The sequence below is a fragment of the Streptomyces sp. SID4985 genome, assembly GCF_009863025.1.
In the GTDB taxonomy this organism is placed as follows: Bacteria; Actinomycetota; Actinomycetes; order Streptomycetales; family Streptomycetaceae; genus Streptomyces.
Map to the genome: position 1 here is coordinate 1 of NZ_WWIR01000298.1, position 13369 is coordinate 13369.

A 13369-nucleotide genomic window follows, 5' to 3' on the forward strand; every position below is an offset into this window, starting at 1 on the left:
CACCCCGCCCGGAATACCCCCCCTCCACCCCGCGTTTGTGCCTCACGGAAGATCAGGCCGACAAACGGAGGACACCCGCGTGGGACCGCAACGGGGATGGGCACGGCGACTGGCGGGATACGCCTGGCGGTATCCGAAGGACGTCGTCCTCGCCCTCGGCTCCTCGCTCGCCGGAATGGCCGTCATGGCGGTCGTTCCGCTGATCACGAAGGTGATCATCGACGACGTGATCGGCGGCCACACCCGCGCCATGGCCCCCTGGGCGGGCGCCCTGGTCGGCGCCGCGCTGCTCGTGTACGCGCTCACCTATGTCCGCCGTTATTACGGCGGACGGGTCGCCCTCGACGTCCAGCACGACCTGCGGACGGAGATGTACCGCACGATCACCCGGCTCGACGGCCGCCGTCAGGACGAGCTGTCCACCGGGCAGGTCGTCGGCCGGGCGACCAGTGATCTTCAGCTGATCCAGGGCCTGCTGTTCATGCTCCCGATGACCATCGGGAACGTGCTGCTCTTCCTGATCTCGCTCGGGATCATGGCCTGGCTGTCGCTGCCGCTGACCCTGGTCGCGCTCGCGGTCGGACCGGCGCTCGGCTGGATCGCCCGGCGCAGCCGCAGCAGGCTGCACCCCGCCACCTGGTACGCGCAGGCGCAGGCCGCCGCCGTCGCCGGAGTGGTGGACGGCGCGGTCAGCGGCGTCCGTGTGGTGAAGGGGTTCGGGCAGGAGGAGCAGGAGACCGGGAAGCTGCGCGAGGTCGGCCGCAGGCTGTTCGCGGCGCGGCTGCGGACCATCCGGCTGAACAGCAAGTACACCCCCGCCCTCCAGGCCGTACCCGCCCTCGGCCAGGTCGCCATGCTGGCCCTCGGCGGCTGGCTCGCGGTGGGCGGGCACATCACGCTCGGTACGTTCGTCGCCTTCTCCACCTACCTCGCCCAGCTGGTCGGCCCGGTGCGGATGCTCGCCGTGGTGCTCACCGTCGGCCAGCAGGCCCGCGCGGGCACCGAGCGCGTCCTTGAGCTGATCGACACCGAGCCGACCATGAAGGACGGCACCAAGGCCCTCCCGGCCGACGCGCCCGCCTCCGTCGAGTTCGACGACGTCTCCTTCGGCTACGACGACGACCGGCCCGTCCTCAAGGGGCTCAGCTTCGAGATCCGGCCGGGCGAGACCCTGGCCGTCGTCGGTACCTCGGGCTCCGGCAAGTCCACCCTCTCCCTGTTGCTGCCCCGCTTCTACGACGTGAGCCGCGGCGCGGTCCTGGTCGGCGGCCACGACGTGCGCGAGCTGACGACGGACTCGCTGCGCGCCGCGATCGGCCTGGTCCCGGAGGACTCCTTCCTGTTCTCCACCTCGGTCCGCGAGAACATCGCCTACGGCCGCCCCGACGCCACCCAGGAGGAGATCGAGGCCGCCGCCCGCGCCGCCCAGGCACACGGCTTCATCGGCGAGCTGCCCGACGGCTACGACACCAAGGTCGGCGAGCACGGTCTCACCCTCTCCGGCGGCCAGCGCCAGCGCGTCGCGCTCGCCCGCGCCCTGCTCACCGACCCCCGGCTGCTGGTCCTGGACGACGCCACCAGCGCCGTCGACGCCCGGGTGGAGCACGAGATCCACGAGGCGCTGAAGCAGGTGATGGAGGGCCGTACGACCCTGCTCGTCGCGCACCGCCGCTCCACCCTGAACCTGGCCGACCGCATCGCGGTCCTGGAGGACGGCCGCCTCGCGGACATCGGCACCGACGCCGAGCTCCAGGAGCGCTCCCCGCTCTACCGCAGGCTGCTCACCGACCCCGACGAGCTGGGCGGGATCTCCCCGGGCCACGCCCGCCCGGCCGAGCCGCGCGAGGACACCACCGTCCGCGAGGAGCTGGACGCCGAGTTCGACGCCGAGCGCGGGGTGACGCCGAGGCTGTGGACCGGCGACCGCGAGCCCCGCGACCGGGCCCTCTCCGGCACCCCGGCCACCCCGGAACTCCTCGCCAAGGTCGAGGCGCTGCCCCCGGCCACCGACACCCCTGGCGTGGACGAGGCCCGCGCGGTCAGCCCCGAGGACTCCTACGGGCTGCGCCGTCTGCTGCACGGCTTCGGGCGCCCCCTGCTGATCAGCCTGCTGCTCGTCGCCGTCGACGCGGGCGCGGGCCTGCTGCTCCCGGTGCTGATCCGGCACGGCATCGACCAGGGCGTCACCCGCACGGCCCTCGGCGCGGTCTGGGCGGCCTCGCTGCTCGGCCTGCTCACCGTGCTCGTGCAGTGGGTCGCGCAGTACGGCGAGACCCGGATGACCGGCCGTACCGGTGAACGGGTGCTCTACGCGCTCCGCCTGAAGATCTTCACCCAGCTCCAGCGGCTCGGCCTCGACTACTACGAGCGCGAGCTGACCGGCCGCATCATGACCCGGATGACCACCGACGTGGACGCGCTGTCCACGTTCCTCCAGACGGGGCTGGTCACCGCGTTCGTCTCGGTCGTCACCTTCTTCGGGATCATGGGCGTGCTGCTGGTGCTCGACGTGCAGCTGGCCCTGGTCGTCTTCGCCACGCTGCCCCTGCTGATCGTCGCCACCTTCTTCTTCCGCCGGGCCAGCGTGAAGGCGTACGAGCTGGCCCGTGAGCGGGTCTCGGTCGTCAACGCCGACCTGCAGGAGTCGGTCGCCGGGCTGCGGATCGTGCAGGCGTTCCGGCGCGAGGGCGACGGCGGGCGCCGGTTCGCCGCGCGCAGCGACAGCTACCGGCAGGCCCGTATCCGGGGCCAGTGGCTGATCTCCGTCTACTTCCCGTTCGTCCAGCTGCTCGCCTCGGTCGCGGCCGCCGCCGTGCTGATCGCGGGCGCCGGGCGGGTGGAGGCGGCCACGCTGACCACCGGCGCGCTGGTCGCCTATCTGCTCTACATCGACCTGTTCTTCGCGCCCGTCCAGCAGCTCTCCCAGGTCTTCGACGGCTACCAGCAGGCCACCGTCTCCCTCGGCCGCATCCAGGAGCTGCTGCGCGAGCCCGCCTCCACCGGCTCCGCCGTCGAGCCCCTGGAGGTCCTTTCGCTGCGCGGCGACATCGCCTTCGAGGACGTGTCGTTCGCGTACGGGGACGAGGAGGAGGCGCTGACCGGCGTCGACCTGACCGTCCCGGCCGGGCAGACGGTCGCCTTCGTCGGCGAGACCGGCGCGGGCAAGTCCACGCTGGTCAAGCTGGTCGCGCGGTTCTACGACCCCACCTCGGGCCGGGTCACCGCCGACGGCACCGACCTGCGCGACCTGGACCTCACCTCGTACCGGCACCGGCTCGGGGTCGTGCCGCAGGAGGCGTACCTCTTCCCCGGCACGGTCCGCGACGCCATCGCCTACGGCCGCCCCGACGCCACCGACGCCGAGGTGGAGGCGGCCGCGCGGGCGGTCGGCGCGCACGAGATGATCGCCACGCTCGACGGCGGCTACCTCCACGAGGTCGCCGAGCGCGGCCGCAACCTCTCGGCCGGTCAGCGCCAGCTGATCGCGCTCGCCCGCGCCGAACTCGTCGACCCCGACGTCCTGCTCCTCGACGAGGCGACGGCCGCCCTCGACCTGGCCACCGAGGCCCAGGTCAACCAGGCCACCGACCGCCTGGCGGGCCGCCGTACCACCCTGGTGGTCGCCCACCGGCTGACCACGGCCGCCCGCGCCGACCGCGTGGTCGTGATGGACCACGGCCGAGTCGCGGAGGACGGCACCCACGACGAACTCCTCGCCCTGAACGGCCGGTACGCCCGGCTGTGGCGGACCTTCGTGGGGGAGGCGGAGCCGGAGGAGCCGGTGGGCGTGACGGGCTGAACCGGACGCCCGGCGGGCGCCCCGCGCGTTTCGCTGACGGTCGTGCAACCGTCCGGCACATCCCACGCGTCCGTACACCAGTACGTACATCGACGACACCAGTACGTACATCGACGGCGTATGTCCAGGGCGCGGGGGAGGCACGGGAGTGGGCGGTGACGCGATACGCCGGCTGGTGGCGGTCGGCGCGGCCGTGCTGACGGTTCTCGGAGTGCTCGTCCTCGCCGCGCCCGGCGCCGGGGCCGCCCCGCGCCAGGACTGCCCGGGGCGCCAGGTACGCACCCTGCCGTTCGGCACCGGCGTCGTACGGCTCTACAAGTACGGGGGCTTCGTCTGCGCGGTCACCGTCGCCAAGGCCTCCAGTCGGCCGGGTGTGATGTCGGTCAGCGTGCAGGCGCGCGGCAACCGACCGGTGACCGACCGGGGCCGCTACCGCCACCACGCGGGCCCGGTCGTCGTGCACGCCGGACACCGCTGCGTCTGGGTGCGCGGCTCGGTGGGGCGCCGCTCGGTCAGCTCGGGCTGGATTCTGTGCTGATCGCCGCGCGGTAGACCCGCATTGATCGTCCGACACTCCCAACACCCTCTGGTGTCACACCAGTTGCTCGGATAGCTTCCGGCGCACATGTGTCTCACAGGGGAGAGTCGAATGCGCAAGGCCCTCAGATGGCTGCTGGCGTTCACGGTGCTGCTCGGCACCCTGGGCGCGGCAGGCACCGCGGGGGCGGCCACCGCCGCACCCGCCGACATCAAGGACCGGCTCCTCGCCATACCCGGCATGAGCCTGATCGAGGAGAAGCCCTACACCGGCTACCGCTTCTTCGTCCTGAACTTCACCCAGCCCGTGGACCACCGGCACCCGGACCGCGGCACCTTCCAGCAGCGGATCACGGTGCTGCACAAGGACACCAGCCGACCGACCGTCTTCTACACCAGCGGCTACAACGTCTCCACCAACCCATCGCGCCGCGAGCCCACCCAGATCGTGGACGGCAACCAGGTCTCCCTGGAATACCGCTACTTCACCCCGTCCCGCCCGGCCCCGGCCGACTGGTCCAAGCTCGACATCTGGCAGGCGGCGAGCGACCAACACCGCGTCTACCAGGCCCTGAAGAGCGTCTACTCCGCCAACTGGCTGGCCACCGGCGGCTCCAAGGGCGGCATGACCGCCACCTACTACGAGCGCTTCTACCCGCGCGACATGGACGGCGTGGTCGCCTACGTCGCCCCCAACGACGTGGTGAACAACGAGGATTCGGCCTACGACCGCTTCTTCACCACCGTCGGCACCAAGGAGTGCCGCGACCGGCTGAACGCCGTCCAGCGCGAGGCCCTGGTGCGCCGCGAGCCGCTGGAGAAGCGGTACGCGACGTTCGCGGCCGACGGCGGCTACACCTTCGGCACCGTCGGCTCCCTGGACAAGGCGTACGAGGCCGTCGTCCTCGACTACGTCTGGGGCTTCTGGCAGTACAACGGCCCCGACTGCGACAGCATCCCCGCCGACGCCGCGCACGCGAGCGACGACGCCATCTGGGACTCGGTGGACACGATCTCCGGCTTCTCCGCCTACACCGACCAGGGCCTGGAGCAGTACACCCCGTACTACTACCAGGCGGGCACCCAACTCGGCTCGCCCACCATCCACTTCCCGCACATCGAGCGCCGTCTGATCCGCTACGGCTACCAGCCCCCGCGCAACTTCGTGCCGCGCTCGATCCCGATGCGCTTCCAGCCCGGCGCCATGCGGGACGTCGACACCTGGGTCCGCCACCACGCCCGGCACATGCTGTTCGTCTACGGCCAGAACGACCCGTGGGGCGCCGAGCGGTTCCGCCCCGGCGCGGGCGCCCGTGACTCCTACGTGTTCACCGCGCCCGGCATGAACCACGGCGCCAACGTGGCAGGCCTGGTCGCCGACCAGCGCACCCTGGCCACCGCCCGGATCCTCGACTGGGCCGGGGTCGCCTCCCCGAATGTCCAGTCCGACCCGGCGGCGGCGAAGCCGCTGGCCCGCTTCGACGCGCGGCTCGACGTACGCGACGTGGAGCGCGAGCCCGCGCTGCGGCCGTAGGCCCTACGACACGGAGGGCGCCGACCGGACGGGAACCGGTCGGCGCCCTCGCCCGTCCAAGCCCCGAACGCCGGACGAGTCCGTGGTGCGGTGTCGGCCGGGTCCGCAGACCAGGAACCGACATCACCCTCCCAAGCCGCACCGCGACCGGCGTCACCGCCACCGGCGCGCCCCCCTCCCATGCGCCGGTGGCGGCCCCGTTTCCGGTCCCGCACGCTCCGGTGACCCGCCCTGTGCGTTCCCTTGACGGAAAGAAACTTCCCGGATATTGGTGATTCCTCGGAAGTTTCCTTCAGTGACTCACCTCCGGAAGGGGCGCACGTGCCCGACACCCGCACGGCAAGCACGGGAAACACGGGAAGTACGGGAAACACCGCACGGCCGTCCAGACGCGCCGTCCTCGCCGCCACCGCCGGGCTCACCGCGGCACTCGCCGCGCCCGCCCCGGCGGCCCACGCCACCGCCACCGCCACGCCGGACGACCGGGCGCTGCGCGCGCTGATCGCCGCCATGACGCTGGAGGAGAAGGTCGGCCAGCTCTTCGTGATGCGGGTCTACGGCCACTCCGCCACCGCCCCCGACCAGGCCGACATCGACGCCAACCGCCAGGAGCTGGGCGTCGACACCGCCGCCGAGCTGATCGCCAAGTACCGCGTCGGCGGCATCATCTACTTCACCTGGGCGCACAACACGCGCGACCCGCGGCAGATCGCGGACCTGTCCAACGGCATCCAGAAGGCGTCCCTCGGCCTCAAGCGCGGGCTGCCCATGCTCATCGCCACCGACCAGGAGCACGGCGCGGTGTGCCGGGTGGGAAAGCCCGCCACGCTGTTCCCGGGCGCCATGGCCGTCGCCGCCGGACGCTCCACGTACGACGCCCTCGCCCTCGGCCGGATCTCCGGGACCGAGCTGCGCGCGATGGGCGTCAACCAGGACTACTCGCCCGACGCGGACGTGAACGTCAACCCGGCCAACCCCGTCATCGGCGTGCGCTCCTTCGGCGCCGACCCGGCCCTCGTGGGGCGCATGGCCGCCGCCGAGGTGAAGGGCTATCAGTCGGCCCGGGTCGCGGCGACCGCCAAGCACTTCCCCGGCCACGGCGACACCGCGACCGACAGCCACACCGGCTTCCCGGTCATCACCCACACCCGGGACCAGTGGGAGCAACTGGACGCGGTGCCCTTCCGGTCCGCGATCGCCGCGCGCATCGACTCGATCATGACCGCGCACATCCAGTTCCCCGCGCTCGACCCCTCGGGCGACCCGGCCACCCTCTCCCACCCGATCGTCACCGGCATCCTGCGCGGCGACCTCGGCTACGACGGCGTGGTCATCACCGACTCCCTCGGCATGGAGGGCGTGCGCACCAAGTACGGCGACGACCGGGTGCCGGTGCTCGCCCTGAAGGCGGGCGTGGACCAGCTCCTCAACCCGCCCTCCATCGACGTGGCCTGGACGGCCGTACGGGACGCGGTGCGCGGCGGCGAGCTGACCGAGGCCCGCCTCGACGAATCGGTTCTGCGCATCCTGCGGATGAAGGCCCGCCTCGGCCTGTTCGGCCACGTGTACACCACGCACGCCCGGGTGACCGCGGCCGTGGGCACCAGGTCCCACCTGGCCACGGCCGACCGCATCGCCGAGCGCACCACCACCCTCCTGGTCAACGAGGGCCGGACGCTCCCGCTCGACCGCCGCCGCACCCCCCGCGTCCTGGTGGTCGGCGCCGACCCCGCCTCCCCGTCCGGCACCACGGGCCCGCCCACCGGTGTCATGGCCGCCGCGCTGAAGGAACTCGGCTTCACCACCACGGTCCTGTCCACCGGCACCGCCCCCTCCACCGCGACCATCAACAACGCGGTGACGGCGGCCGGACAGGCGGACGCGGTGGTCGTGCTGACGTACAACCTCACGGCCACCGACCCCCAGCGCACCCTGGTCGAGAAGCTGCTCGCCACCGGCCGCCCCGTGGTCGCCGTGGCCGTCCGCAACCCGTACGACGTGGCCCGGCTGCCCGCCGTCAAGGCGTATCTGACGTCGTACGGCTGGACCGACGTCGAGGTGCGTGCCGCCGCCCGGGTCGTCGCGGGCCGGGTCGCCCCGCGCGGCAAACTGCCGGTGCCGGTGCAGCGGGCGGACGACCCGGCGCAGGTGCTGTACCCGCTCGGTCACGGGCTGACGTACTAGACATACGTCACGCACCGGGCAGGACACCCCCGAAGGGCGGAAAGCGCCCCTGTCGACTGGCGCGGCGCCCGCGCGGCGCGTCACGCTGGGCGGGGTCTTCGGGGGGAGTGCGATGCGCGGGAACGGTGCCGTGGGCACGGCGGCACGGCTGTCGTCCGCGTTACTGCTGACACTGGCGGGGCTGCTGCTCGTGACGGGCTGTCAGAGCGTGGCCCCCTCGGCAGGGGTACGCCCCTCCTCGGCCCCGCCGACGCACGACGCCGGATTCCTCGCCATGGGCGAGTGCAGCTCCTTCGGCCCGACCAGCTTCACCGAAGTGCCCTGCTCGGGGGAGCGGGCCGCCGCCCGGGTCGTCGCCCGCCACGACGGCCCGGTCACCGACGGCCCGCCCTGCCCCCTGACGACCGACTTCGTCCTGCACATCGGCGGCGGCAGCCCCACCACCGGCCGCACCACGGCCCCCGCCGTCCCCCAGGGCTACGCCTGCATGCGCGGCCTGCAGCCCCCGCACCCCGGCGACCCCGGCAACGGCGGCGGCCCCCGCACCATCACGGGCGACTGCGTGTACGACACCGGCGGCGGCCAGGTCCGCGAGACCGCCTGCGACGCCACGGGCCCCCACAAGCCCCGCTACAAGGTCACCGACACGGTCCCGACCCGCCACGCGTGCCCCCCGTCCACCGCCCTGTACGTCGAGGTGGGCGGGGTGAATCCGGTGGGGTGCGCGCGGCGGTTGTGAGCCCGTGGAATGCCGGGCGCGATGACGGGGTTGCCGAGGACGAGGAGGAGGTCCGGCCCGTGTTCGAACCGGACGACGGCTCCTGGTCGTACGACGGCGCACTGCCGGTGATCGCGCGCTTCGAGACGGACGAGGGCTCGCTGTCCTGAGGGGGCGGAGCCGTCCCGCTTCGAAGAGTGTGAGCCGACGCTCTGTCACCCCCCGCCGGTACCGTCACTCCCATGGCCCAGCAGGCGACACCCCCCGCCCCCGAGCGGCGCATGGCTCAGTTGGAAGGCGTGCTCGAGCGCATCACGTATGCCAACGAGGAGACCGGGTACACGGTCGCCCGTGTCGACACCGGCCGGGGCGGCGCCGACCTGCTCACCGTGGTCGGCGCGCTGCTCGGCGCGCAGGTGGGGGAGTCGTTGCGGATGGAGGGGCGTTGGGGCTCCCACCCGCAGTACGGCAAGCAGTTCCACGTCGAGAACTACACGACCGTGCTGCCCGCCACTGTCCAGGGCATCCGGCGCTACCTCGGCTCCGGGCTCGTCAAGGGCATCGGGCCGGTCTTCGCGGACCGGATCACCCAGCACTTCGGGATCGACACGCTCACGATCATCGAGGAGGAGCCCAAGCGGCTGATCGAGGTCCCCGGGCTGGGACCCAAGCGGACGAAGCGCATCGCCGACGCCTGGGAGGAACAGAAGGCGATCAAGGAGGTCATGCTCTTCCTCCAGACCGTCGAGGTGTCGACCTCCATCGCCGTGCGGATCTACAAGAAGTACGGGGACGCGTCGATCTCGGTCGTGAAGAACCAGCCCTACCGGCTCGCCGCCGACGTCTGGGGCATCGGCTTCCTCACCGCCGACAAGATCGCCCAGTCCGTCGGCATCCCGCACGACAGCCCCGAACGCGTCAAGGCGGGCCTGCAGTACGCCCTCTCCCAGTCCACCGACCAGGGCCACTGCTACCTCCCCGAGGAACGCCTCATCGCCGACGCGGTCAAGCTGCTCCAGGTCGACACCGGCCTGGTCATCGAGTGCCTGGCCGAACTCGCGGAGCCGCCCGAGCACGGCGAAGAGCCCGGCGTCGTACGGGAGAAGGTCCCCGGGCCCGACGGGGGCGAGGAGGTCACCGCCGTCTATCTCGTCCCCTTCCACCGCGCCGAACTCTCCCTCGCCGCCCAGTTGTCGCGCCTCCTGCGCACCGGTGAGGACCGGATGCCCGCCTTCCGGGACGTGGCCTGGGACAAGGCGCTCGGCTGGCTGAAGGGCCGTACCGGCGCCGAACTCGCGCCGGAGCAGGAGGCGGCCGTACGGCTCGCGCTCACCGAGAAGGTCGCCGTGCTGACCGGCGGCCCCGGCTGCGGCAAGTCCTTCACCGTGCGCTCGATCGTGGAGCTGGCCCGCGCCAAGAAGGCCAAGGTCCTGCTCGCCGCCCCCACCGGACGCGCCGCCAAGCGGCTCGCGGAGCTGACCGGCGCCGAGGCGTCCACCGTGCACCGGCTGCTGGAGCTGAGGCCCGGAGGCGATGCCGCCTACGACCGCGAACGCCCGCTGGACGCCGACCTGGTGGTGGTCGACGAGGCGTCCATGCTGGACCTCCTCCTCGCCAACAAGCTGGTCAAGGCCGTACCCCCGGGCGCCCATCTCCTCTTCGTCGGGGACGTGGACCAGCTGCCCAGCGTCGGTGCCGGAGAGGTGCTGCGCGATCTGCTCGCCGAGGGCGGTCCGGTGCCCGCCGTCCGGCTCACCCGGGTCTTCCGCCAGGCCCAGCAGTCCGGCGTGGTCACCAACGCGCACCGGATCAACGCCGGACAGCATCCGCTCACCGACGGCATGAAGGACTTCTTCCTCTTCGTCGAGGACGACACCGAGGAGGCCGGCCGGCTCACCGTGGACGTGGCCGCGCGCCGCGTCCCGGCCCGCTTCGGGCTCGACCCGCGCCGCGATGTGCAGGTGCTCGCGCCGATGCACCGGGGCCCGGCGGGCGCGGGCGCCCTCAACGGCCTGCTCCAGCAGGCGATCACGCCCGCCCGCCCCGAGCTGCCGGAGAAGCGGTTCGGCGGCCGGGTCTTCCGCGTCGGGGACAAGGTCACCCAGATTCGCAACAATTACGACAAGGGCGAGAACGGCGTCTTCAACGGCACCGTCGGCGTGGTCACCTCCCTCGATCCGGTCGAGCAGCGGCTGACGGTGCGCACCGACGAGGACGAGGAGGTGCCGTACGACTTCGACGAACTCGACGAACTGGCCCACGCCTACGCCGTGACCATCCACCGTTCGCAGGGCAGTGAATACCCGGCGGTGGTGATCCCGGTCACCACCAGCGCCTGGACCATGCTCCAGCGCAACCTGCTCTACACGGCGGTCACCCGGGCCAAGCGGCTGGTCGTCCTGGTCGGCTCGCGCAAGGCGATCGGGCAGGCCGTACGCACCGTCTCGGCGGGACGGCGGTGCACCGCGCTGGACTTCCGGCTGGCCCCGAGGGCGTCCCGCGACGCCGCCCTGGAAAAATGATCGATCAAATGAGTCACGAAGGTCACAGAGCACTTCCGCACGGTCCGTCGAGGCGGCAGGATGTGCAGGTTGACGGCACTGAGTGCCGCCAGCGGGCCAAGTGGCGACCCCGAGTGCACTCTCCTGAGCCAAATGGGGGATGGTAGAGACAGTCAGGGCACCTCGAAGATGAGGCACTAAGTCGGTGAGGGAAGACGTGAGCGACAACTCTGTAGTACTGCGGGTCGGCGACGGCGAGTACACCTATCCGGTGGTCGACAGCACCGTCGGTGACAAGGGCTTCGACATCGGGAAGCTCCGCGCCCAGACCGGTCTGGTCACCCTGGACAGCGGCTACGGCAACACGGCCGCGTACAAATCCGCCGTCACCTACCTCGACGGCGAGGCGGGCATCCTCCGCTACCGCGGCTACCCGATCGAGCAGCTGGCCGAGCGCTCCACCTTCCTCGAGGTGGCGTACCTGCTCATCAACGGCGAGCTGCCCACCGTCGACGAGCTGACGACGTTCAAGGGCGACATCACGCGGCACACGCTGCTGCACGAGGACGTCAAGAACTTCTACCGGGGCTTCCCGCGTGACGCCCATCCGATGGCCATGCTGTCCTCGGTCGTCTCCGCGCTGTCCACCTTCTACCAGGACAGCCACAACCCGTTCGACGAGCAGCAGCGCGACCTCTCCACGATCCGCCTGCTCGCCAAGCTTCCGACGATCGCGGCGTACGCCTACAAGAAGTCGATCGGCCACCCGTTCGTCTACCCGCGCAACGACCTCGGCTACGTCGAGAACTTCCTGCGCATGACGTTCTCGGTCCCGGCCCAGGAGTACGACCTCGACCCGGTCGTGGTCTCCGCGCTCGACAAGCTGCTGATCCTGCACGCGGACCACGAGCAGAACTGCTCGACCTCCACGGTCCGTCTGGTCGGCTCGTCGCAGGCCAACATGTTCGCCTCGATCTCCGCCGGCATCAACGCGCTGTGGGGCCCGCTGCACGGCGGCGCCAACCAGTCGGTCCTGGAGATGCTGGAGGACATCCAGGCCAACGGCGGCGACGTCGACTCCTTCATCCGCAAGGTGAAGAACAAGGAGGACGGCGTCCGCCTGATGGGCTTCGGCCACCGGGTGTACAAGTCCTTCGACCCGCGCGCCAAGATCATCAAGGCCGCCGCGCACGACGTCCTCTCCGCGCTCGGCAAGTCCGACGAGCTGCTGGACATCGCGCTGAAGCTGGAGGAGCACGCGCTCTCGGACGACTACTTCGTCTCGCGCAACCTCTACCCGAACGTCGACTTCTACACCGGCCTGATCTACCGGGCCATGGGCTTCCCGACCGAGATGTTCACGGTCCTGTTCGCCCTCGGCCGGCTGCCGGGCTGGATCGCCCAGTGGACCGAGATGATCAAGGAGCCCGGCTCCCGCATCGGCCGCCCGCGCCAGATCTACACGGGCGTGGTCGAGCGCGACTTCATCCCGGTGGAGGAGCGCTGATCTCAGCGCCGTAAGGCTTCGGACTCCGGGGTGCCACACGGCGCCCCGGAGGCGAACCGGGCCTCAAAAAGGAAAGAAGAAGGCGCCCTGGCGCGTCGGTCCCCCCACGGGCCGACGTCCAGGGCGCCTTCCCATGCCCCGGTGCGGATTCCCCCCACGGGATCCGGGCCGGGCGCTCGGAGAGGCAGCGCCTGAATTCGCTGCCTGAACACGGCGGGCGAACCCACCGCGCTCCAGTGATGCACAAACGGTTGCGGTCTGCCGGGACAGCGCACGCTGGGAGGGCCGCTCAAAGCTTCCCGGTGTACGTGCCCCGGCAACGCATCTCTGAGGCAGTCCCCCAAGACAACCCCAGATGCCAGCCGGCGCCCCCCAAGACGCTGGACTGACACCGCCAACTTAGACCTTCGAACCCCTTCGATGGTTACGTTCGCATCACTGTGATCTGCGTCTCTTGCATATGTCCTTTAGGTGCACAAGAGCCCCGATACGGCGATCGGGTGCTCAAGCGTAAGGATGATGCGCGAGCCTTGTGAAGAGCTTATGTGAGGCAAGGGCCCGACTCTAGGGGGACTCTTACTTCTCCCGG

General features: G+C 71.2%; 7 protein-coding genes. All 7 read left to right on the forward strand.

Features of this window, described 5'->3' with window-relative positions; translation table 11 throughout:
* Window positions 1-79 precede the first annotated feature (79 nt).
* The 7 genes from GTW40_RS12120 (at window position 80) to GTW40_RS12150 (ending at window position 12780) form a co-directional block, all read left to right on the forward strand.
* Complete coding sequence (locus tag GTW40_RS12120) at window positions 80-3799, forward strand: ABC transporter ATP-binding protein (protein WP_161180179.1); 3720 nt, start codon at window positions 80-82, stop codon at window positions 3797-3799.
* Between the two features lie 148 nt (window positions 3800-3947).
* On the forward strand, window positions 3948-4337 hold the full coding sequence (locus tag GTW40_RS12125) for a hypothetical protein (RefSeq protein WP_161180180.1): 390 nt from the start codon (window positions 3948-3950) through the stop codon (window positions 4335-4337).
* 111 nt (window positions 4338-4448) lie between these two features.
* Window positions 4449-5870 carry a S28 family serine protease gene (locus tag GTW40_RS12130; RefSeq protein ID WP_161180181.1) on the forward strand — a complete coding sequence of 474 codons (1422 nt, stop codon included), beginning with the start codon at window positions 4449-4451 and terminating at the stop codon, window positions 5868-5870.
* Window positions 5871-6191: 321 nt separating this feature from the next.
* Complete coding sequence (locus tag GTW40_RS12135) at window positions 6192-8054, forward strand: glycoside hydrolase family 3 protein (protein WP_161180182.1); 1863 nt, start codon at window positions 6192-6194, stop codon at window positions 8052-8054.
* Window positions 8055-8166: 112 nt separating this feature from the next.
* Window positions 8167-8793 (forward strand): hypothetical protein, encoded by a 627-nt coding sequence (locus GTW40_RS12140; RefSeq protein ID WP_161180183.1) that lies wholly within the window; start codon window positions 8167-8169, stop codon window positions 8791-8793.
* Between the two features lie 221 nt (window positions 8794-9014).
* Window positions 9015-11294 carry an ATP-dependent RecD-like DNA helicase gene (locus GTW40_RS12145; RefSeq protein ID WP_161180184.1) on the forward strand — a complete coding sequence of 760 codons (2280 nt, stop codon included), beginning with the start codon at window positions 9015-9017 and terminating at the stop codon, window positions 11292-11294.
* 196 nt (window positions 11295-11490) lie between these two features.
* Window positions 11491-12780, forward strand: coding sequence for a citrate synthase (locus GTW40_RS12150; protein WP_161180185.1), 1290 nt, complete (start codon window positions 11491-11493; stop codon window positions 12778-12780).
* Window positions 12781-13369 lie beyond the last annotated feature (589 nt).

What these genes read in the sequence shown, in the direction of transcription:
- GTW40_RS12130 (WP_161180181.1), top strand. Translation starts at nt 4,449, where the DNA reads ATGCGCAAGGCCCTCAGATGGCTGCTGGCGTTCACGGTGCTGCTCGGC.
- GTW40_RS12140 (WP_161180183.1), top strand. Translation starts at nt 8,167, where the DNA reads ATGCGCGGGAACGGTGCCGTGGGCACGGCGGCACGGCTGTCGTCCGCG.
- GTW40_RS12145 (WP_161180184.1), top strand. Translation starts at nt 9,015, where the DNA reads ATGGCCCAGCAGGCGACACCCCCCGCCCCCGAGCGGCGCATGGCTCAG.